The sequence below is a fragment of the Pontimonas salivibrio genome, from assembly GCF_002950575.1.
Taxonomy (GTDB): domain Bacteria; phylum Actinomycetota; class Actinomycetes; order Actinomycetales; family Microbacteriaceae; genus Pontimonas; species Pontimonas salivibrio.
The window spans coordinates 816919-835554 of the sequence record NZ_CP026923.1; the positions used below are offsets into that span (position 1 = coordinate 816919).

Sequence of the window (18636 nt, forward strand, 5' to 3'; positions counted from 1 at the left end):
TTACCTATTAACGGTAAGGGGGTGCGTACATCAGACCGCCATCGGACCACAGAGCATTGACTCCGCGCTCAAGTCCGAGAGGGGCGAGGTGACGCTCGAAGATCTCGCCATAGTTACCAACCTGCTTCACAACTTGGTAGGCAAAATCTTCGGGTAGTCCCAGACCGGGGTCGAGAACAGCGGAACCCTCGTCGGTAGTTATTTCCACACCGAGGAAGCGCTGAATGGTGACATCCTCAGAGGCGAGGAAGCTGTCCACGTTAGCGCTCGTGATTCCGAACTCTTCAGCCTGGATGGTGGCGAAGATCGCCCAGTTGACGACCTGTGCCCACTGGGTGTCGCCGTCGAGAACTGCGGGTCCGAGGGGCTCCTTGGAGAAGACCTCGGGCAGAATCTCAAGTGCGTCAGCTCCGTCGGGGTATGCCGAGCGGAATCCGGTCAGCTGGCTGACATCGGAGGACCATCCGTCACACTGCCCTGCAAGGAAAGCTTCCTGCAGCAGGTCGGTGTCATCAAAGGGTCGAACTTCCCAGCCAAGGCCGAGACGCGACGACTCAAGAGCAGCGTTACCCTCGGTCGTGGTTCCCTTAGCAACACAGACGACAGCGCCGTTCATGTCCGATACTGAGGAGTACCCGCTAGAAGCTTCAACCATCATTCCCTGACCGTCGTAGAAGTTGGTCTGGAGGAAGGTTGCGGCTTCACCACCGTCGCGCGAAGCGGTCCACGTGGTGTTTCGGACGAGGACGTCAATGGAACCACTCTGAAGCGCGGTAAAGCGATCGGCGGTTTCCAAGTCGACCATTTCGACTGCATCGGCACTACCGAGCACAGCCGCAGCGATGGCGCGACAGAAGTCGGAGTCAAATCCGACGTGGGTGCCATCTTCTTGCAACACGGCAAAACCAGGAAGAGCATCGCGTGTTCCACAACGGACCACACCGGCTTCCTGGACAGCGGTCAGGACAGACTCAGTGCTGGTTGTTGTCTCTTCCGTTGTCTCTGTCGACGTATCAGCGGCAGTTTCTTCAGCTGGTTCGACGTCAGTGCTTGCTGCGCATCCACTCACCACGAGTGTGGCGGCTGCGAGAGCAGCCAAGATGCCAACAGTTTTCTTCATGTATATCCCCTTACGTGATAATCAGAGTTGCCTACACGATGGGGCTGGGAGCCAACATCGTTGAAGACACCTTCCTCGTAATCTACTCTCTATCTGCGAGCTGGCCTCCATCATCGGCGCTCATTGTTACGTAAGCGTGACGGCTCCGTTTCAGCGGCTCACGCTTTAGGATGTTGCCTAGATGCCTTGTTTCCATCGCATCCGGGGCGGTAGCTCAGCTGGTTAGAGCAGCGGACTCATAATCCGTCGGTCACGGGTTCAAGTCCCGTCCGCCCTACGGCCCTTGTCTCCCGAGCTGGGTGGTGTTGCGAGGCCTCGGGGTACTAGCCTTCGGGCACGATGCAGATGTCGCAGCTCCGAATCGAGGACGACCCACTGACGGTGATTCAGCGGGATTTCGTAGGGATGTATTCGGGAAATCTGGCTCTGAGCTCCATCCCTGGGGGGCAGGCAGCAGCCGACGCCGCCTTGGCTACTCTTGATATCGCAGGTTACGCCGCGAAGCGCTCTGAGGTGCTCCCTCGTGAGGCCCGTGGAGCGAGCGTCCTGTCTCCCTACATTCGCCACAACCTGCTCACTCTGGGGGCGGTGTGGCAACGGGTACGCCAGGCACCTGCTCGGGACCGCGAGAAATATCAGGATGAACTGCTGTGGCAAGAATATGCCCGGCATCTCTACGCCCGAATTGGGGTGCGGCTTTTTCAGAACCTCCGCTTCGATGCCCCGTGGGACCTTCCGGGTGATGGGTGGGAGACTGGAATGGCCTGTCTTGACGAGGTGGCCTCCGAGCTCGAGCAGGATGGCTGGCTTGTCAATCAGACCCGAATGTGGCTCGCCTCACACTGGAGCGTGCGGCAGGGACGCGGTTGGCTGCACGGCCAGGAGCGCATGCACCGTGAGCTCATCGATGGCTCCCGCGCCGCCAATTTGCTGGGTTGGCAGTGGACGGTCGGGGCGGGTACAGGCAAACCGTACGGCTTCGCCCGGTGGCAGGTCGAAAAACGCGCCCCCGGGCTGTGTCAGCGTTGTCCGTTGAGCAACCGCTGTCCGATCCAGGATTTCCCCGACACCGATACTCCGCGGGCTCTCGCGCCAGAGCCGCTGCTACAAAGCGACCCCGATGTAGAGAGCACCGCTGGGCCAAAAACTCCGGTCCACTTCGGCACGCCCGAGAAAGTGTTGCTCACTATTGACTCCCTCGGCGACGACGACCCCGCTCTATCGGCGCACCCTGATCTTCCCGCTGTGTTTGTCTTCAATGCCCCAGCGCTTGCCAAGCTCCAGTTGAGTGCCAAGCGAATCGGTTTTTATCTCCAGACCCTCCACGACCTAGCTGCTAGGCGCGAAGTGGAGGTCCTGCTGGGTGACCCCTACGAGTACGCCGCCGAGAACAAGGTGGCTGTCACCTTCGCCCCGGTTCCGTCGTTTCGTAAGTTCAGAAACCTGGTCGAGATCCACCCCTATCCGTGGCTGCGGTCACCGCACAGTGGACCGGTCCAGAGCTTTTCTGCCTGGCGAAAAAGGCTGCCCTCCCCGTCGGCATGAGGAGTGCGAGAGAGGATCAACCGATAGGCATCGCAGAGGCGGTAGCGGTATTCCTCAGCCCGCTAAATGCGTGGTCTGCTACCCAAGAGTCTCGTTGAGACCGGCGTCGACGAAGACTTCGAGGAGGTGTGTTTGTTCGAGGAGGTCAGCGCCCTGGGCGATGCGCTCGAGGTGTGCCGTTCTAGCGCACGAGAGGCTGCAAGCTCTCCGCCGTCTTCGCCCCCAGCGTTCCTCCTGGAGTAACAGAGAAACGATTGCCGAGAACCAGGGCATGACCGGTCTCGCTCAGCGCCGTCACGGTGACCACATAGCTCCCGGGCAGTAAATCGGGTAAGGCGATGGTCTTTTCTAAATGGCCGCCCCGGTTGAGAAAGCCACTGCCGAGAACTCGGGTGGTGCCCCCGTCAGACGAGCTGGTAAGTACCAACGAATATGCGCCACCGGGGAATCCTCGGAACGCACCCCAGGTCAGCTTTGCCAGATTGATTGGTTGGCCGGGCGTGGAGCCTAGGGTGAGGAAAATGCCTGGTGTGCCGGCCACCGAAGACTCGCTTGACCGCGACGAATCCCCAGTATCGTCTGGCGTACGAAAGACATACACGGCACCTGAGGATCCCGCGTCGTCGTTGTTTTGTGCGGTGAGCTCTGCAGTTGTGAACACTCCACGCAGATCCGAATCTTCGTCAGCCGCGCCGCCGAGAATTGTCGTGCCCGCCATAGCGACACTGCTGCCAAATCGGTCCAGGTCATCGAGCACATTGCTGGCATGGAGAGTCTGGGCGTGGCTCCATGTGCTGCCGCTCTTTGTATACACTTCGACGCTGCCCCGGGTTCCGGCGGGCGCTCCTGCAATCACCCGGTCGTCGACCACGTCGACCGATATCCCAAATGCCTTGTAGCGGTTGGGGCTGGGGCCTTTGAGGAACGCGGTCTGGGCCCACGTGGATCCATCTCTTTCGAACACGTACGCCGCGCCGGATGCGTCGCGGGAGTTGTCGCTTTGGTCGGGCGCAGAATCGCCCCCGGCTGAATCTTCCGCGTGCGCGCCCACGACCGCAACATCACCATCTAGAGCGACGGCAAACCCAAACAGGTCGTCAGCTTCTGTGTTGCTGGCCTTCAAATATGCCTGCTCCGTCCAAGTCGACCCTGTGCGGGTGAACACATAGGCGGCGCCTGCCTCTGAGGAGTCGTCGTTATCACTACCTCCAACGCCAGTACTGTCTGAGTCTTCTTCGGATGCGCCTACCAGGAGAGAGTCACCCGACAGTGACACGGCCTCGCCGAACTCGTCGCCGGATCCGCTCGTGGAACCCTTCACTAGTCCCTGTTGGCTCCATGTTGTTCCGACCCGGTGAAAAATATAGACCGCTCCTTGGTCTGTCAGACCTTCACTCCAGGTCTGTCCGGGCGCACCGACAGCAATCGTGTCGCCGTCGATATCGACCGCCCATCCCACCCTGTCCTCAGTTGGACAGCAGGCATCAGGATGATCGGCCTTCACATACGCCTGTTGGCTCCAGGAGGTGCCATCCCGCACAAACACATAGGCTGCTCCCAGATTCGAGGCAGAGTTATTCGACTCGTTCCCATCGATTGATTGAGCGTTCGAGTCTTCGTGGGGAGCGCCAACCACGATGGTGTCCCCAGAAATCGCGACCGAAAAACCGAAACGGTCATCGGCCCCCGCGTATCTCGCCTTCAAGTAGGCCTGTTGTACCCAGGTCGAGCCGGAGCGCACAAATACGTAGGCCGCTCCGGCCTGGAGCTCCGTGTTGTCCGATTCAGTGCTGTCAGCAGAGTCTTCTCCCCACGCGCCCACCACCAACGTGTCGCCAGAGATATCTATACTGGCGCCAAAGTAATCGGCAGCCTCAGAATTGCTGGCTTTGAGGTAGGCGTCTTGGGAGAACGTGGGGTCGATGACAATGGGGTAAACAGCGGAGCGGTCATCCACTTCCAGCGAGACCGTTGCACCGCGGATCGCAAAGGTGGCGGGAAGTGTGGCCCCTGTCGCATCCCACGCGAGTAAACGGTCCCACCGCACACGCTCGACACCTGAGGTGTCCTGGAGCGATACTGCGTGAGCGAGCGGCCGGGGTGTCAGACCAGAAAACCTCAGGTCGATAGAGACTGGGCCCTCTCCGGACGGAGAATCTTCGAGAACATAGCCGTGTTCAATACCGTCGTCCACGCGCCAGTATTCGGCCACTGTGCTGTTGTGCACCAGATGGTGTTGCCAGACGACGAGACCGTCCACCTCTGGCATCGTGGTGTGCTGGATTCTTGCGGATACCTGCCCTCGCCCCACGGACTCGAGCGTCATGGTCAGGGTAGGGAGCACCGGGCTCGACACCTGTGCCTGAGCTCCGAAGACGGAAGCCGAGAGTCCTGTTGCGTCGGTTAATCGCACTGCCCCCGATGGGCTTGTTCGAGGAATAGCGAGGCTGTGGGACGCCGAGGGGTGGTTATCTAGTCCCTGGAGCACTCTGTTCGGCTCGGTGAAGGAAGGGGTGCCAGTCGTCGTTGCAGAATCCTCACCCAAGGGCGGACCGATCGCCGCTAGGGGTGGGTTCACCGGGGAGTCACCGGGCTGGACCGGTGTTGGTGCCATCACGCCCGACAGCACCAGGGCTCCCGCGACCAGACATGCGGGGAGCAGCCAGTCCCGGGCCCTCGATTTGCGGGTTCTCACCGGTGTCGAGTGCGTTTCGTTCGTACCCTGTGTGTCCATGTGGCAAGCGAATCCAGCGCAGAAGTATTTCGCCACCGACAGGTAGGGAAATCCCTATTTGTCAGACCGGCCCCGCTGAAGGGCGTGGGGGACCGGTTAGACCCGGTAGTGCCGGTGGGTCGCGTGTAGCGGGTGGGGCTCTCCGGTGGGTTGAGCGACAAAAGTATCTAGCCATATCGAGCCTTGTCCCTGTTGACCGACGCGGTCGTGGCCGTTATTGACAGCATGAATGTCGTAGCCCTGGCCGCGCGAGCGGACCGTCACCTGGAGCTCGGTAGCCTCGCCGTGGACCACGGCATTATTGGCGATTTCTTCAATGATCTGCACGACGGTGGCCTCTGCACGGCCACTGCTCGCCGGGCGGTCCTCCCAGTCCAGCGCAATGTCCAAAATTCCCCGCCACTTCATAATGGCGTCATCGAGACGTTCCAGAGGCTCCAGGGAGTAGTCGAGGAACGCGTCATGGAGCCGACGATTGACTAACTCGTGCAGACGCGCAAGAGATGCTGCGGTGACCTCGTCGGCGTCGTGATCATTGGAGTGTTTTCGTAGGGAAAGAATCAGGTTCTGCACTTCCGACTGGAGGGAATTGTGCAGGTAGGTGGCCACCGCATCGGTACTCGCCGCCTGTTTCGGCGCTGGAGTTCGTGCTCTTTCACTCAGTGTGTCGAGAGCCTCCATAATTTCTTCCCTGGCAGCCCCCGCCAGGTTCAGCATGGAATTCAGCACCGGCAGAGCGGCTGTTGCCACCGCAACGAGCACCACAAACACCACCGCCAGTGGGGAATTAGCGGTGAAATACTCGATTACTCCCAGTGAGGTGACCCACGACAAACCAAGAGACAGAACATACACGGTATTGACCACCCGCCTGTTACCCCACCGCGGAGCCACGACGATGCGGTAAAAGACGTGTAGGAACACGAGGATGACTGTCGCCGCTGCGACCCGAAGAAGCGATTGCCCCCAGCCAAGAGCTGTTGCCAGGTTCACCACTGCGCCACCAGCCGCGAAGCCAGTCACCAAGACGATGGAATAGTCCAGTCGTGTCATCGCCAACACAAGCAATCGACCAGCCCTTATGCGAGGGGGTTTCGCGTGGTCAAACCGCCAGAGAGATCGACTTTGGGTCTTAATTCGCGCGATGATTTCATTTTCCAGGGCGCGAGCGGCTCGCCGCATGTCGCGTGTGAGGCTGCCCGGTTCCGCGCTGTCGTGAGTTCGTGGCAGTGGCACCTTCTTCAGTGCACCCTCGAGATCGGCAAATAGGCCCGTCATCTCCGTGTGGGGCATCTGGGACGCGCGAGTGAGGGCGAGACGTCGAAAATCAGCGGCGTATTGAGAACGAAAATCCCTGGTGGCATTGGTTGCCAGAGACAGGAGTACCAGCCAGAGCACTGAGGTCGTCACGGAATTCAACACACGCTGGCTCATGGTGGCGGTGCTGAGGAAGTCAAAGGATGGTCCGAGCCAGAAAACCACTGTCCCGCGAACCACTGCCCCTGCCGCGATCACCGCAAGGGTGATCCACTGACGGGGCCATCCTGTGGCCGTCATTCGGCGGGTGAGCACCAGGCTTGGCAAGATAACGGCCAACATCGCTCCCGTCGCAATGAGGCCCAGCAGCAACTCGTTGGCAATATCGACGAGCCCGTCCGTGCTCTGGGTGTCACTAAACGGAAGGGTTGTCACGGACACGACCCAAAACAGCAGGGTGGCACTGGGGGTGAGAGTCAGGTGTTTGACCTGCTCGATTGCTGCATTAGGCACGAGGTGGGGTGCGACCGGTGAGGGAGTAATAGGCCTGGACGAGTTTCACCCGTGTGGCAGAACCGCGTGAACGCGGGGGGTCAAAAGCTTTGTGGATTCGAGAAATCGATGCCTCGACCGCTTTGTCAGTCACCCCAAGGCTTTCCGCAATCTCTCGCGTCGAGTGTCCAGTGGCCACCTGACGGAGGACTTCAAGTTGATGAGCGGTCAGTGTGGGCCCCGTCCGTTGGTCTGATCGCTGGGCGAGTCGGGGAGATTGTTTCGCCTGCAGGATGGTCTTTACCAGCTGGACCGGCGAGTCAAGGTCTGATTTGCGCAGAAAACGAGCCCCGACCGGGTCGGCCGGGGCGTCAGTGTGAAGAAGCCGGGGGTCTAGATAGCTCGTCAGCATCACAAGGCCGATGTGGGGCTGCTGTTTACGTAGCGCCACTGCCACGTGAAACCCCGTCGGGCCTGGCCCTAAATCGAGATCCAAAAGGGCAACGTCTGGTGTGTGGGTCTGGCATAGCTCGAGCGCCTCGGCTGGCTCTGCCGTCTCGGCTGACACAGTGACGTCTAGAGAGCGCAGAGTTTGGCTGAGAAGACTGCGCGTGAAGTGGTCATCTTCGACGATTACGACAGAGGCCCGCGTCATGTTCTCAGTATATGAAGGGGTGGGCTAGAGGAGACCGCCGCCATTGCCGCATTCGCTGTCTTACACAGTCTTGGATCCGCAGCTTATCTTCCCTCTTGATCATCGGCTGACAGCAACGTCATCTTTGAAAGCATCGACCGCTGTGGTAGTCGTCTTGCGCTGAGAATCGTCGTGTGCGTTGATTCGAACGGTTTGATACTCCGGGAGACACGAGAAGCCCAGTAGCCGATGGTCAGACCCGGGACTTTACTCCAACTCCCGGCCCGGCGCTCGTGCAAAAGCATCCCCTTCGTCTCTTTGTTGGCGTCGGAATCTTAGTGTGGTGGCCACAAGCGAACAGTACACCGATTTTGCCGAAGCGGCGGATTCGGGAGGGTTGCATTACCCTTAGGTCGTGACGTCATTAGACCACGAGTCCGATTTTCCGAAGCTGCCGGTGTGCGCCTTCTGGAAGCGTTCGAGTCGAAGCAGTCTCCAAAGCCCGATACACAGTCGGGGGAGTGAAGATGTCGAGCTCAACAGAGAAACGTTTTTCTCTCGAATAGACTTGAACTCTGTGGCAAGAAAGCCATGGGGCGGTAGCTCAGCTGGTTAGAGCCCCGAACTCATAATTCGGTCGTCGCGGGTTCAAGTCCCGACCGCCCTACCAAGGGGCATCGAATGCACATTAAATGCACTTCACCATCCATCACCTTCCAACACCATCCACGCTAACCCTCACCTGTTTACTGGCATCCGCACCGTCAGCTAACACCCTCTAACACCAGCTAATACCTAGGCATCGAACTCATAATCCGTCGGTCACGGTTTCAAGTCCCGTCCGCCCTACCGAGCCTCACCGGCCGCTCTAGCGTTAACGTGGGGTTAATGTGCCTGTGTACTCTGGAGGGTGGAGCTGACGCCGAAGAGGGCATTGCTCGCTGAGGAGGGCGAATGTCGCTGGCACAAGCGGAAGAGCTTCCCCAAGCCTTTGAGCCCAAGATTTACGTTCCCCCACGGTTGAGGGGAATCGTCGATTTCATTGGCGAAATGGAGCAGGACCGGCGCGGCCGAGCGCTGATTATGCCCGAGGGTAAAGTCGAAATCGCCTTTTTTCTCGAGGGCAGTGATGTTGCGGAATTTTATATGGGCGAGGACTCGCCCGCTGATCGTGGCGTCCGCAAAGAAACCTCCCTCATCTTTTCCGTCGCTAACCGACCACAAATCGTCGCGGGGCAAATTCACGTTTTGCTCGCTCTGATGAGCCCGGCTGCGGCCATGTTGTTGTTCGGAATTCCGGCTTCTGCACTCGCGAATCGGTCCGTTGAGCCCCGGGAGGTGGGGGTAGACGTTCGACCCCTCGAAGACGTCTTGAGGAGGCTTCCAAACTTTGAGATGCGATCGCGAGCTCTCGAGGCCTGGATGGTGAAGAGACTGGGAGCCGTCGCGGACTTGCCGGACTTCATCTCCTTCCGCGGTGCGCTGGTTGATTTGTTCCGAGATGGCCGGGATGTTCCGAAGGTTGACCAGGTGATGGATCTCACCGGCTACTCGCGGGCGCACGCGAATCGACTCTCGCGCCAATGGATGGGGTTGTCGCTGGAGAAGACTCTCGCTCTCAAGCGGTATCGGAAGGCGCTGAGGCTCGTCAATTCGCCGATGCCACTGGCTGATGTAGCTGCCGCGGCGGGTTATTTTGACCAGGCTCATTTCACCCACAGGTTTACCGAGTACTCCGGAATCTCGCCCAGCAACTATCGACAGACCCTACGGACCGGGGCGGACCACCTTCATCTCGCCTAGTGGCCCTCGGGGGCTCGCGAAACATGCTCATCTCGTACAAGACTGCCCTTCCCTAATTTTGAATAATCGTGACAAGCGCAGCTCGCGCCCACGTCAAGGAAAGGTTGTTCAGTGAGAAAGTTTTTTAGCCCAGTGGGTTGGCTACTGTTCAGTACATTGTTCTGGGGAATGGGCGTCACGATGACGCTGTTCTTCACAGAAGAAGCGAACGCGGCCGGAGGCTTCTCGACCGCTGAGGCAGATGTTGCCGCCACAACGTTCTACTCCCTTGTTTTCATGGGTGGTTATCTCCTTGCGGCTGCAGGGATTGGCTACTTCGCGCGGGGGGCGACCCGCGCTCGCCTCACCTTTGGCATGGGCGTGAGCATCCTTTTCTGGGTGCTTCTCGGATTGCTCGTTCTCGTCGGGCCTGTTGTTGGTTACAGCAATTTTGCGCCGGACTTTGGAATTATCCCGATGGTGGCAGCCCTCGGCATGATGATTTCAGGCCTGCTCCACTGGAACGACGAGGAGTAGGCGATGAAACTCACCAGTGAACAACTTGTTCCGTGGTTCAACCATCGGGTCTATCCCATGGTGGCGTGGGTTCTCGTCCACTTTGTGTTGGGAGCCCTCTTTGTCATGGCATTTGGGATTGCCGGCCATGGGTCGGGAATACCTCTGTTCATTATTTCCGTCGCTGAGACTCTCGGTGTGCTGTTGTTTGTTATGTCGACGATTGATGACATGAAACGGCTCAGCGAGGATATGGCTGAGGACTTTAGGTCAACCCGATTCGGTTCGTCCTTTGCCGGTTTTGGAGTCTTCGCCTTCATCTTCTCCGTCCTCATCATTGCCGTGCCGGTAGCGCACGGTCTGCTGTTTTTATAGCGAGAGGTTGAGTCGCCCGGGTTCTTACGTCCTTGGAGCCCGGGCGCAACTCTGCAGCTCTACGAGAGCTCAGTGCGCACGGATCGTAGAGAATCAAGAACCAATCAGAGAAAAAGGAATCCCGAGACTCATGAAATCCGTAAGAACCGCATACGCGTTACCTGTCGCGGAGTGATGAATGCACATTCAGTGCACATCTTGTCCTCACACACCCCAACACCATCCACGCTAAACCTCACCCGTTTACTGGCATCCGCACCGTCAGCTAACACCCTCTGACACCAGCTAATACCTAGGCATCGAACTCATAATCCGTCGGTCACGGGTTCAAGTCCCGTCCGCCCTACTGGGCCAAAATTTTTGCAGTGGCGATTATGAGTTGGTTATGAGTGTGTGGCTAGTTGGGGACTGTTTGTCCACAGAGCTGCCATAGAGCACAGTTTCACGGATCCTCGTCCTGGTCTCACGAGTGCTTGTTTGCTTCGCCACACTGTGAGCATGACTGAACTGCAGCTTCAGGGAATTGGGTGTTTCTGCTCGGGGAATGGTGGTTGCCCGTATGTCACAAAAATAGTAGTATTTTGTGACATGACGGCACTGACGGCATCGCAGGCGATTCGCGAAACACCCCTCGGCTCTTTTGTTCCGCTGAGTGCCCTTCCGGGGCCTTCCGACGCGGCCCGGCAGGCGGCGTCGCGAGCGACGCGGTCTGGCGAATTGGTGACGGTAAAGCCTGGACTTTACTATCGGGGCGGCAAGACCAGATACGGCACGACCAGACCTCCGGTTGAAGACATTGTCCGTGAGGTGTGGGGTTCCACTGGAGTCGGACCCGCGGGTTTTTCTGCCGCCAGAGAGTGGGGTGTGACAACGCAGGTCCCGGCGACCTACCATGTCGCAGCGTTGTGGACGGTGGCGCCCATCGACGGAGTGACCCAGTATTCGAGGCGTAATAGGGCTCGAGGGGAATTGAATCAGAAAGAGATTGCCCTGGTGGAGTTGTTGCGTGACCCTCGAGTGTTTGTTGAAAGTGGCTGGCAATCTCTGGTTGATCGCTACACAGAAGCTCAAGCGCGGGGATTGGTTCGTGGAAGCTTTCTTGAACACGCCGTCGCGTCCGAGCGAAACCAATCAGTTCGAGGCAATTTCGCGACACTGATGGCCGATGTGGCGCGTTCGTGACCGCACGTCTTCGCGATCACCCTGACGACCTGACGGCGCTCATTCAGCAAACGGCTAATGCGCTGGGAGTTCCGGTCTCTCATGTGGAGAAGGACTTCTGGGTGACAGAAGTCCTTCGCGTAGCGAGCGCACCCCGGGAAGTGCGCCTGACTGATGGGTCAAGGGCTGCTGTCACTTTGACCTTCAAAGGCGGCACCAGCCTCAGCAGGGTGTTTGGAATAATCGACCGTTTTTCAGAAGACGTCGATCTCATCGCACATTTCCCTGATGGAGCCAGCCCGCAGGCGCGTCATACGTTGCTCAAAGCCGTGGATAGGGCCGTGCAGGAGCATCTTGGTGTGGCGACAGAGCACGTAGAGGTCCAGTCTTCGACGGTCGGTGTGAAGCGGTTCACCGCCTACCCCTATCGAATGCACCAGAGCGATCGTAACCTTAAGGATCGAGTAGTGCTCGAACTGGGCAGTAGGGGAGGGGGTGCTCCTTCTGCCCGCCACCCATACCGCTCTCTTGTCGCGGACTTTGCCCTTGCAGTCCTCGGCGGCACTACCTCGGACTGGGAAGAGTTTGCGCCCTTCGACGTCACCGTTCTGGCCCCGGAGCGCACTCTTCTAGAGAAACTCGCTGCTGTCCATGACGCGGCCTCACGGCTCGACACCGAGAGACTTTTGCGCGGTGGACGTCATTTCTATGACATCTATCGCCTGCTGCGCGACTCTCGAATTGCTGAGGCTCTTGGCGTCTTGGGAGAAGAGGGAATCGCTGCCCTTGCCGAGGACATCGATAATCACAGTCTGGCGGGGGAATTTAGTGTCACGCCCCGCCCACCAGGCGGCTATGCCGATAGTCCGGCCTTCGATGAAGCCCACGAATGTTTCCCCTCAATCAAAGCCGGCTTCGAGGCATCACGTGCCCTCGTCTATGGCGAGGCTGTGACGATGAAGGAGGTCATTGAGACCGTCAGGCTGAACCGTGTGGTGATGTGAGTCGAGTGCGTGAGGGGGCAAAATTGGACCCTGTCGACCAATCAGACCAAGCGTGTTTCGATGCCCTGGGAGACGTCTCTTTCGAAATAGGACAGGTAAAGGGCAACCAGCCCACGTCGCCCTGATTGTTTCCCCACCAAAGGCTCCTCGAAAACTAAAATAACCTCAAAGCTAACAAAGTAAGTGCAGGTGTGTGAACCGTACTGGGTTTTATAGAGACCCCAGAGTTGTGTTTTCTGCCAGCGCTTGCGCCTGACGGTTTTCAGCATAGAAGGCTTGCTCGAACTCTGCTGGTGGGACGTCGCCGATGAACCCGTGGAGGCGCTCCTGGTTATGCCAGTGGACCCACCCGAGGGTTGCAAGTTCTAGCTCTTCAACGCTTTTCCAGGGTCCGGGGTGTTCTGGTCCCCGAACGAGTTCCGCCTCGTAATACCCGTTCACGGTTTCCGCCAGGGCGTTATCAAAGGAATCACCAACGGTGCCAATCGATGGAACAGCGCCGATCTCGGCGAGGCGCTCCCCATAGCGAATAGACGTGAATTGACTGCCGGCGTCCGAGTGGCACCGCAAACCAGGGAGCTTTTTGCCCCTGGACCACCTCGCCATTTCAATGGCATCCAGGACGGTTTCTGTTTTCATCGTGGAGGCGACCCGCCACCCGACGATCGTTCTGGAGTAGGCGTCAATGATGAAACACACGTATGCCACCCCCGCCCAGGTTACCGAACTTCAGGTCAGTCACCCACAGCTGGTTCGGCGCAGTTGACGAGAACACCCGTTTCACCAGGTCTGGATGTCTTACCGCCGTCGGGTCTGGTTTCGTTGTCTTTACGCGCTTAGAGCGCTTGACGCCTTCAATGCCAAGAGATCGCATGAGCCGGGCTATCTGATCCCGCCCAACATCGATCCCTGAGCGTCTCGCTGCCTTCCACAGTTTCCTAGCCCCATAGACCTTCCGGTTGTTCACCCAGAGGTCAAACAACTCAGCACCAATCACAGCGTCACTCAGTGTTCTCGCTGAAGGGGAACGGTCCCTTGCCGCATAGTAAGTACTTGGCGCCACCTGCAAGACCTTGCAGATGAGCCAGGCACCAAGCTTGCGTCCTTCGACAATGTCGTCCTTGTTGCGGTTGACGAAATCAACTACAACCGTTGTTGGCGGCCTGGCTCCACCGACGCGCGTTTCAGGATTTCGTTTTCCATCTCCAACACACGCGTCTTCCGACGCAGTTCAATGAGTTCCCGTTTCTCAGAACTGGTGAGTCCCTCAACACGTCCCGAGTCGACAGCGTCGATCGCCATCCAGCGACGCAGAGTCCCCTCGCTGATCCCTAAACCCTTCGCAACCTGGGCGCCAGGTTCCCCCACAGCGACCAGGTCAAGGGCTCGACGCCGGAACTCCGGCGGTTTCGCAGCTGGAATCACAGACATCCTTCCTTGGAAGCAATACCTCCAAACTTAGGTGTCCGTCAAACCGGGTCAAGCCCCCTACTTTGCGACTTCTTGGGCTGATGTGGGCCAGGGGAAAGAGTGATTGCGCACAACAGTGTCGATGAAATCGACGGTACGGGCCACTCCGTCCTCTGCCCGGACAAGACCGCCAACCTGGGCAGTTTTCTGATTGACCGCTTCGTTTCCTTTCATGTCCAGGATCGCCTTTCCCACGGTTCCTTCGGTCACGGAAGGACTACCCACGATGCCTAGGTAGCGTCCGAGGCCTCGTGCTTCAGTTAATGATCCGTGAAAGGGTTGATCGCCCTGCATTGCGCACACGACACTGGGACGTCCGGAGCGAAGGGCGGCGGCGAATGTTCCCGCGCCACCGTGGTGAACGATGACTGAGCATTGCGGGAAGAGCCAGTCATGCGGGCAAGAGTGGGTTTCGTAGATATTGCTCTGAGCCCACTCGTATAGTGCCTCGCCCCGCGGTGTTGAGGTGTCCAGCGCTTCCCGGCTTAGTCCAGCCCAACCGCCGAGCAGCACACCGGGTGTGCCCGCTTCATAGAGCGCGCCGATGGCCAAGGTCGAGAGGCGCTGGCGAAACTCAGCATTTGATTTCATACTTCCAAACCCGATGTACACGGGCTTTTTCGTCAGAAAACTGACCAGAGACTCCGGTGGGTCAAAAGCTGTGTCTTCTCTCAGAACCCAGGAGCCCGACACAATTTTTTCTTTCGGCCATCCTGTCGGCTGCGAAAAAATTGTGGTCGGGGCGGCGCAGACTTGGGGGAAGTCGTGGGGCCAAATTTTGTATTTGGTGCCATCGGGATACCGTGTGGGGTCGATACCGACGATTTCCCGAGCCGCGGAAAATTTGGCCCGCCACATCTTGGGGTAGAGGAAGCCTTTGAAGCGGTGAAGGCTGGAATTGAGCCACCGCGGGACTCTACCGACCGTCATTTGGAACAGCGGATAGTCGGGAGTGGGGTGGTTGATCAGTAGATCAAAGGTCATGACCGGGACACGCAAAGCTTCGGCGATGGCTACATAAGCGCCGTACACAATGTTGGGAACCAACAGCACGTCGGGGTTGAACTCTTGTGCGGCCTCGAACGCGCGTTTCACATCAGAACGTTGCAGGTCAACATACTCGGCACTGTTGATGTACTGGCGTCCGAATTGTGCAAGTTTCATCAGGCCGCTGAGGGATCGATCAGACAGGTCAACTTCACCAAATAGCTGTTCGACAAAGCCTGCGATACTTTCCTCGGCTGCAACGAAGGGCACACCATGCGATTCGAGAAGGTCGGTGGATGGCGGCGTCGCAAATACGAGCACCTCACGGCCAATATGTTTCAGGTGAGTGGCTAGGGCTGCGACCGGCTGAATGTCTCCGCGGGACCCCCAAGCGATAAGCATCACGCGTTGAGGTGCTCCCTCGGCTCCGTTAGGACCGCCCATGTTTCTCCTGCTCCTGCTTCACCAACAACCCTCTCTAGGTCCTAAGAAGCCTGTGATCCGACCTTTTGCTCTGTTGACCGTCAAGTCGTCTGAAACATTTTGCTTGCCATAGCTATTAACTAGGCCATGCATGGCAATTGGAGCCATCAGTTACCTGTTTTCCCTTTGGTGGTGCTGGCCGGACGAAATACTCCCTCTTGCATCATCTTTTGATTGGCATTCACCAGCCTCGACGCAACTTGGTCGGAGCTGATTGGACCCCCCAGGGTTTGTTCGATCTGGCTCATAAAGAGCACTGACCCCAGACCACTAATCGTCATCATGAGTGCGGTGGTTTGCTGGTCGCTGATGTCTTTCAGTCGCCCCACTGCCTGCATTTGATCAAGGAGAGCCTCTGACTCGAGGAAAGCTGCGTCAAAGAGCCGTTGGGAATATTCTCCGCCCGCGAGCAGCGCCTGCCTAAAAAAGTTGAGCGAGGTAGTGCCCTTTGCCGCAAGGCTTTGCCAGTTCTCAACCTGGTGCGACTCATCATCCAACATGGCCGCCTTTTCATCGGCAACCCAATCGCCGAGGGTTTTCGAGATTGCTTCCTTCACCAGCGCATCCTTTCCCCCAAAGTGATGAACGAGTAGCGCGGGTGACACTTCAGCTTGCTTCGCAATAGACCGAAGCGACGTGCCAGCAAATCCCTTCTCGGCAAACATCTCAACCGCTATGGAGAGGAGCTGATCTCTCGTGGAGTGTACTGAACGCATGTTCAAATACTAAACAGTTGTACAAGCAGAGTCAAACAACCAACTAACGAGGCCGTTTTCCGCCATCTCAGCTGGCCGTGAGACAACGGATGATGATGAGTTTCACCCGAATGTCAAGCGCCTTGGGCGGGATGCGGCGATTGCGGGGTTTGCGGGCACCTCATTCGAAGACGCGAACTCAGAATTCGTGTATTCGATCAGCCAATCGAGGGAGGAAAGAATTCAAATCCTTGCTGCAGAGCAGGTCAGCTGTTTAGTCAAACACCCTTGTCATCGGGGGGACACCGAAGACCAACGGCTAGCATGACCACCATGACGCTTGCCCGGACCTTGACAATCAATGTTGTGGGCCTGGCCGTAGCCTTAGTGCTCATTGTGGCCTTGTGGGGTCAGCAGCTCGATATTTTTGGCGTCCTAGTCCTCAGCATTGTGCTGCTCGGCGGGGTGATCTCTGCTGTGCACCACGTTGACGTAATCGCGGCGTATGTCGGCAGAGTTCTGGGCGCTGTCATCTTGGCTCTTGCGGTCACGATTATTGAGGTGTCCCTGATTGTGTCTGTACTTCTCGCCTCCGGGGAATCAGCGTCAACGTTGGGAAGGGACACGGTGTTTGCTGCGGTCATGATTGCGACTAATGGAATCATCGGCCTTTCCGTCGTGGCAGCTACCTTTCGATCGTCGACATCATCGTTTAACTCTGAAGGCAGTGGCGCGGCGCTCGGCGCGATTGCGGTCATTGCCACCTTGAGCCTTGTGATTCCCTCGTTCACGACCGGTTCATCCGGTCCGACCTTCACCACACCGCAGTTAGTGTTTGTCGGATTAGCGGCACTGAGTGTTTATGTTCTTTTCCTCTACATCCTCACTGTGCGCAACCGCGAACACTTTGAAGACCCGGCAAGCCCCCCGACGCAATCGTTGAGAGTGGTTCCCTCGCGAGGGACTTTCGCGCTCAGTGTGATTTTTCTCATACTGGCGCTTGTGACCGTGGTGTTACTCGCCCAGGTGCTCTCTCCCTCGGTAGAAAACGCTGTGACCGGGGCGGGTTTCCCCCTGACTTTTGTCGCCGTTGTCATCGCTCTGGTGATTTTGTTACCCGAGGGCACCGCTGCATTTCGGTTCGCCCGGGCAGGACACCTTCAGGCAAGTTTCAACCTCGGCTACGGTTCAGCGTTAGCGAGTATTGGGCTCACGATCCCCGCGTTAGTGGTGGTGTCGTTTCTTCTGGACTTTGACCTCGTTTTTGGGCTGAGACCAGTGGATATTGTGTTGTTCATCCTGACTCTGGTGGTGAGCACCGTCACAGTGGCGTCTCACCGGGTGACTCTATTCCAAGGGGGCCTTCACCTGGCGATTTTCTCGGCGTTCTTGTTTCTCGCGGTGAGCCCTTGATCACGGCAATGAGGCCAGCCCGCGCATTGACACCACGGCGTATTCGACAAGAACCCGCCAGTTTCCACGCTAACCCGTCCCTATCGAGGGGTCCGAATTATCAGAAACCAACTAAGGGCTGTGTTTCGTAACCGGAACGCAGGATCTGCCTCACCTACCGGTTCCACTGTCGGGCCTTACTTATCCGGAGAAGGACCACTGCATCGGCCAGGTGCGGGGGTGGGTCGGGAACTTGACAATCGATTTCTTTTTTTTAACGTACTCGGGTGAACAAATTTCAACTCAATACTGCTTGTGTTTTTGAAGTTGTGGGTGAGGAGGTTTTTGCCACTGTCCCTGGACAGGTTGACGTAATTCGTTTGTCAGGTAACTATGCGCGCACAGTCCGCAACCTCGACGCAATGCATTCTCAGGATGTTAATTCTGAAGTGCTTCATGAGCTCGAACGGCTAGGTGTTATCGAGCCCGTGAAGGAAGGGTTGTCGCGCCGCTCACTGGTCAAGGGCGGTGCGGTCCTAGCGGGTGCCGGCATTGCTACCCTCGCCCTGCCCAGCATTGCTGCGGCCAGCTCAGGGATATCTGTTGGAGAGATTGGTTTCTGGTCCTACAACACCAGCGGCCCCGATGGATATAACATAATCCTCTCGGCAGTTCAGGGTAGCCCGGGTTGGTCTGAGTTCCCCTTCAACCCGACCGAGACACCTCCCTCGGCGATAAGCGTGTCTGCGGTTCCTAGCGCCTCGCTTTCGGCCTTCAGCGCACCAGTTGGCGGAACGGTGTTAAGCAGCTATTTCGAGTGGGTCGGTGCGGAAGTCTCCACCGGGAGAGTGTCAGTGGATACGTACCGGGGGGGCGGGGGTTTCCTGCAGGCTTCGTTCACCTGGGGCGGTATGACCTACTCGGCCTCCTTTAACGGGGACGATTCGGCCTATTTGTAAGAAGTGTCCCGGGTAACCGGGCTTCCAGTT

14 protein-coding genes, 2 tRNA genes and 1 pseudogene are annotated in these 18636 nt (G+C 57.9%); 10 read left to right on the plus strand and 7 right to left on the minus strand.

What is annotated here, in order from left to right; genetic code table 11:
* Positions 1–7: 7 nt before the first annotated feature.
* Positions 8–1120 (minus strand): amino acid ABC transporter substrate-binding protein, encoded by a 1113-nt coding sequence (locus C3B54_RS04195; protein ID WP_104913384.1) that lies wholly within the window; start codon positions 1118–1120, stop codon positions 8–10.
* Positions 1121–1323: 203 nt separating this feature from the next.
* Here C3B54_RS04195 and C3B54_RS04200 point away from each other — a divergent pair.
* Both C3B54_RS04200 and C3B54_RS04205 read left to right on the plus strand, forming a co-directional pair.
* Positions 1324–1397, plus strand: a tRNA-Ile gene (locus C3B54_RS04200).
* A gap of 62 nt (positions 1398–1459) precedes the next feature.
* Positions 1460–2665 (plus strand): FAD-binding domain-containing protein, encoded by a 1206-nt coding sequence (locus tag C3B54_RS04205; protein ID WP_245868002.1) that lies wholly within the window; start codon positions 1460–1462, stop codon positions 2663–2665.
* A gap of 181 nt (positions 2666–2846) precedes the next feature.
* Here C3B54_RS04205 and C3B54_RS04210 read toward each other — a convergent pair whose 3' ends face one another.
* The 3 genes from C3B54_RS04210 to C3B54_RS04220 form a co-directional block, all read right to left on the minus strand.
* Positions 2847–4991, minus strand: a complete 2145-nt coding sequence (locus C3B54_RS04210) for an FG-GAP repeat protein (RefSeq protein ID WP_158665526.1) — start codon at positions 4989–4991, stop codon at positions 2847–2849.
* A gap of 504 nt (positions 4992–5495) precedes the next feature.
* Complete coding sequence (locus C3B54_RS04215) at positions 5496–7169, minus strand: sensor histidine kinase (RefSeq protein WP_104913386.1); 1674 nt, start codon at positions 7167–7169, stop codon at positions 5496–5498.
* Entirely contained in the window at positions 7162–7803 is a 642-nt protein-coding gene (locus C3B54_RS04220) for a response regulator transcription factor (RefSeq protein WP_104913387.1), read from the minus strand. Before C3B54_RS04220 ends, C3B54_RS04215 begins: the two co-directional genes overlap by 8 nt.
* 572 nt (positions 7804–8375) lie before the next feature.
* On the opposite strand from C3B54_RS04220, the gene C3B54_RS04225 reads away from it, so the two are divergent.
* The 6 genes from C3B54_RS04225 (at position 8376) to C3B54_RS04250 (ending at position 12620) form a co-directional block, all read left to right on the plus strand.
* Positions 8376–8452: transfer RNA gene (locus C3B54_RS04225), tRNA-Ile, on the plus strand.
* Positions 8453–8736: 284 nt separating this feature from the next.
* Positions 8737–9585, plus strand: a complete 849-nt coding sequence (locus tag C3B54_RS04230) for a helix-turn-helix transcriptional regulator (RefSeq protein WP_104913388.1) — start codon at positions 8737–8739, stop codon at positions 9583–9585.
* A 168-nt stretch (positions 9586–9753) separates the two neighbouring features.
* Positions 9754–10101, plus strand: coding sequence for a hypothetical protein (locus C3B54_RS04235; protein ID WP_104913389.1), 348 nt, complete (start codon positions 9754–9756; stop codon positions 10099–10101).
* Between the two features lie 3 nt (positions 10102–10104).
* Positions 10105–10455, plus strand: coding sequence for a hypothetical protein (locus tag C3B54_RS04240; protein WP_104913390.1), 351 nt, complete (start codon positions 10105–10107; stop codon positions 10453–10455).
* Between the two features lie 588 nt (positions 10456–11043).
* Positions 11044–11637 carry a hypothetical protein gene (locus tag C3B54_RS04245; RefSeq protein ID WP_104913391.1) on the plus strand — a complete coding sequence of 198 codons (594 nt, stop codon included), beginning with the start codon at positions 11044–11046 and terminating at the stop codon, positions 11635–11637.
* Positions 11634–12620 carry a nucleotidyl transferase AbiEii/AbiGii toxin family protein gene (locus C3B54_RS04250; RefSeq protein WP_158665527.1) on the plus strand — a complete coding sequence of 329 codons (987 nt, stop codon included), beginning with the start codon at positions 11634–11636 and terminating at the stop codon, positions 12618–12620. Before C3B54_RS04245 ends, C3B54_RS04250 begins: the two co-directional genes overlap by 4 nt.
* Positions 12621–12830: 210 nt before the next feature.
* Here the strand turns inward: C3B54_RS04250 and C3B54_RS04255 are convergent.
* From C3B54_RS04255 to C3B54_RS04265, 3 genes and pseudogenes are all read right to left on the minus strand, one after another.
* Positions 12831–14051, minus strand: a pseudogene (locus tag C3B54_RS04255) (IS3 family transposase).
* Positions 14052–14108: 57 nt separating this feature from the next.
* Positions 14109–15479 carry a glycosyltransferase gene (locus C3B54_RS08990; protein ID WP_281256244.1) on the minus strand — a complete coding sequence of 457 codons (1371 nt, stop codon included), beginning with the start codon at positions 15477–15479 and terminating at the stop codon, positions 14109–14111.
* Positions 15480–15667: 188 nt separating this feature from the next.
* The gene (locus C3B54_RS04265; protein ID WP_104913394.1) at positions 15668–16276 is read right to left on the minus strand and encodes a TetR/AcrR family transcriptional regulator; all 609 of its coding nucleotides are present in this window, start codon (positions 16274–16276) and stop codon (positions 15668–15670) included.
* Positions 16277–16588: 312 nt separating this feature from the next.
* Here C3B54_RS04265 and C3B54_RS04270 point away from each other — a divergent pair, with 312 nt between their 5' ends.
* Both C3B54_RS04270 and C3B54_RS04275 read left to right on the plus strand, forming a co-directional pair.
* On the plus strand, positions 16589–17668 hold the full coding sequence (locus tag C3B54_RS04270; RefSeq protein ID WP_104914260.1) for a calcium:cation antiporter: 1080 nt from the start codon (positions 16589–16591) through the stop codon (positions 17666–17668).
* 266 nt (positions 17669–17934) lie between these two features.
* Positions 17935–18606 carry a hypothetical protein gene (locus C3B54_RS04275; protein WP_158665529.1) on the plus strand — a complete coding sequence of 224 codons (672 nt, stop codon included), beginning with the start codon at positions 17935–17937 and terminating at the stop codon, positions 18604–18606.
* The last annotated feature ends 30 nt before the right edge of the window (positions 18607–18636 follow it).

What these genes read in the sequence shown, in the direction of transcription:
- C3B54_RS04195 (WP_104913384.1), bottom strand. Translation starts at nt 1,120, where the DNA reads ATGAAGAAAACTGTTGGCATCTTGGCTGCTCTCGCAGCCGCCACACTC.
- C3B54_RS04205 (WP_245868002.1), top strand. Translation starts at nt 1,460, where the DNA reads ATGCAGATGTCGCAGCTCCGAATCGAGGACGACCCACTGACGGTGATT.
- C3B54_RS04210 (WP_158665526.1), bottom strand. Translation starts at nt 4,991, where the DNA reads ATGACGCTCGAGTCCGTGGGGCGAGGGCAGGTATCCGCAAGAATCCAG.
- C3B54_RS04220 (WP_104913387.1), bottom strand. Translation starts at nt 7,803, where the DNA reads ATGACGCGGGCCTCTGTCGTAATCGTCGAAGATGACCACTTCACGCGC.
- C3B54_RS04230 (WP_104913388.1), top strand. Translation starts at nt 8,737, where the DNA reads ATGTCGCTGGCACAAGCGGAAGAGCTTCCCCAAGCCTTTGAGCCCAAG.
- C3B54_RS04235 (WP_104913389.1), top strand. Translation starts at nt 9,754, where the DNA reads ATGGGCGTCACGATGACGCTGTTCTTCACAGAAGAAGCGAACGCGGCC.
- C3B54_RS04240 (WP_104913390.1), top strand. Translation starts at nt 10,105, where the DNA reads ATGAAACTCACCAGTGAACAACTTGTTCCGTGGTTCAACCATCGGGTC.
- C3B54_RS04245 (WP_104913391.1), top strand. Translation starts at nt 11,044, where the DNA reads ATGACGGCACTGACGGCATCGCAGGCGATTCGCGAAACACCCCTCGGC.
- C3B54_RS08990 (WP_281256244.1), bottom strand. Translation starts at nt 15,479, where the DNA reads ATGCTTATCGCTTGGGGGTCCCGCGGAGACATTCAGCCGGTCGCAGCC.
- C3B54_RS04265 (WP_104913394.1), bottom strand. Translation starts at nt 16,276, where the DNA reads ATGCGTTCAGTACACTCCACGAGAGATCAGCTCCTCTCCATAGCGGTT.
- C3B54_RS04270 (WP_104914260.1), top strand. Translation starts at nt 16,589, where the DNA reads ATGACGCTTGCCCGGACCTTGACAATCAATGTTGTGGGCCTGGCCGTA.